At 68.0% G+C, this 2232-nt stretch carries 3 protein-coding genes; all 3 read left to right on the top strand.

Annotated elements, in window-relative coordinates; translation table 11 throughout:
* Nucleotides 1-823 (top strand): hypothetical protein (locus LLG88_04470; protein ID MCE5246161.1); only part of this gene is annotated, 823 nt, incomplete at its 5' end.
* Nucleotides 804-1580, top strand: a complete 777-nt coding sequence (locus LLG88_04465; protein MCE5246160.1) for an ankyrin repeat domain-containing protein — start codon at nucleotides 804-806, stop codon at nucleotides 1578-1580. The genes LLG88_04470 and LLG88_04465, both read left to right, overlap by 20 nt.
* Before the next feature lie 26 nt (nucleotides 1581-1606).
* The coding region (locus tag LLG88_04460) for a hypothetical protein (GenBank protein ID MCE5246159.1) at nucleotides 1607-2232 on the top strand (626 nt) is incomplete at its 3' end.

Genomic DNA, 2232 nt, shown 5'->3' with positions numbered 1-2232 from the left:
CGGCCAGGAGATGGCGTCGTGGACGGCGACGGGGACGACGACGCGGAAGCTCTACACCGGCCACGAACGGGACGCGGAGACGGGCCTCGACTACATGCTGGCGCGCTACTACGCGTCGTCGGCGGGGGCGTTCCTGACGGTCGATCCCTTGGACGCGAGCGCGAAGGCGGCGGACCCGCTGTCCTGGAACCGCTACGCCTACGTGCGTGGCAACCCGCTGAACCGCGTCGATCCGACGGGGGAGGACCCCGCGGAGTCGGGGGAGCGCAAGGCGACGCCGACCCAGCAAACGCCCGAGCTGGACAAGAAGAAGTCGGCGCAGGAGCGCAAGGAGGCGGAAGATCAGGCGCGTCTTCGCGCGGAACTGGACGCCGCGTTGCTGAACCCGAACGTGCAGAAGGCGCTGCACGCGATCCGTCAGGCGGAGAACAACCCCGACAGCATGACCGACCGCGACGACAAGTCCCTCTACTCGAACGCCTTCGGCAACAAGCCGATTGCCGATCTGAGCCACCATCCGGGAGAAAAGCCGGCGGGGGCGTATCAGTTCGAGCCGGGAACGTGGAAGGCGGCCAAGGACGCGCTGGGACTCCGCGACTTCTCGGCGCACAGCCAAGACCTCGCGGCCGTATGGCTGATCAAAGGCCGAAATCCGTTGGGGAACGTCGAAGCCGGCAAGTTCCTCACCGTCGCGCTTCCCTCGCTAGCCGTTGAGTGGGGCGCGTTGCCGACGGGGCCGGGGAAGGGAAGCCACTACCCGACTGGCCAGCACCCAACAACCTATGCGAGGCTCAAGGAACATTATGACCACTACAAGAACTAAGGCGATCTTCGTGGTGTTGGCTGTCGCGGCGTCCTGCGGCGTGGCCGCGGCGCAGTCGCCGCCGGACGATCCCCACTGCGGATTCGAAGCGGACTCGGATGTGGACGCGTCGCTTGGTCCGGCGGAGCGCGCCGCCGCGGAGCTGTGCAAGGCGTCCGCGCGCGGGGACACGGAGACCGTTCAGCGGATGCTGAAGGCGGGCGTCAACCCCAACATTCCGCAGCAGTCGAACCTCACGCCGCTGGCGTGGGCGGCGCGCTGCGGGCACCTCGACACCGTCGCCGCGCTGGTGGCCGGCGGCGCCGACGTCAATGCGCGCTTTGTGTTCTGGGTAACCGAAATGTGGCGGATCCACGACTCGACGGCTCTCTTCTGGGCGGCCCGCAACGACCAAGTCGATATCGTGAAGTACCTCTTGTCGGCCGGCGCGGACCCGCACCAGCGCGAGCAAAACTACAAGGTCACTGAATTGGATCCCGCCACCGACACCTATTCGGACCCAGGCGGCGACGTCCTCTACGGGGCGCACGATCCCCGCGTCGTCGAACTGCTGCTGGCGGCCGGGGCGCCGCCCGACGTACCGGGGCCGCGCACGCGGTTGATGGAAGCCGCCGTCGGCGGCGAGGTGGAAGTCTGCCGGCTGCTGCTGAAGTACGGCGCGGACAAGAGGCTGAAGGACGCGGACGGCCTGACGGCGTACGAGCTGGCGAAGAAGTACCAGCCGGACAACGCCGAACTGCAGGCACTGTTGAAGTAGCATCGAGCGAGCCTCGGGGGGGGCGCATGAGTCTCCAAGCGAACGATGCCGACGCGGCTTCGAAGCCGGTTCGTTCCGCGGCGGCGGGACACGGCCGCGGCCTGCCCGGTCGCGCGAGCGGGGCGGCGGCGGACCGGCCGTCCTGGACCCGCCACGCCTACGTGCGCGGCAACCCGCCGACCCGCGTCGATCCGACGGGGGCGGAGGACGGCGACAGCACCGACCATACGCCGCGAAGACACAAGATGATCTCTCCCGATGGTCTCCCGGAAGGACGAGAGCAGTCGGCCGGAGAGGCCATGAAGGGGACGCGAAGCTGCGCGGCGATGATGGCCAAGATACTCGGCATTGATCCACCGCTCGTCGGCACGGCAGGTGTCCACAAGGCCCTGTATGCGAGGACGCCGGGTTCCTACAAGAACGAAGCCCATCCCCAGGGCAGCTCCTCGCTGGAGGCGTTGGTGAAGGCGACCGAACTGACGCCGCCGATTGCGCTCATCGAGCGGCCGAACCTCCTGAACATGACGCGGGATCAACGGCGCGTGACGGCCGTGCGATCCCACGTTCTGGCGTACCTGCAGGGCGGCGTATGCGGGCTTGGGCCGGGCGACGTGATGCCAGTGCCGGGGACAATCGGAATCAAGAACGCATG

The sequence above is a fragment of the bacterium genome (assembly GCA_021372775.1).
Classification (GTDB): Bacteria; Acidobacteriota; Polarisedimenticolia; order J045; family J045; genus JAJFTU01.
The sequence above is the reverse complement of the archived record's forward strand: the minus strand, read 5'-3'. Positions and strand labels throughout refer to the sequence as shown.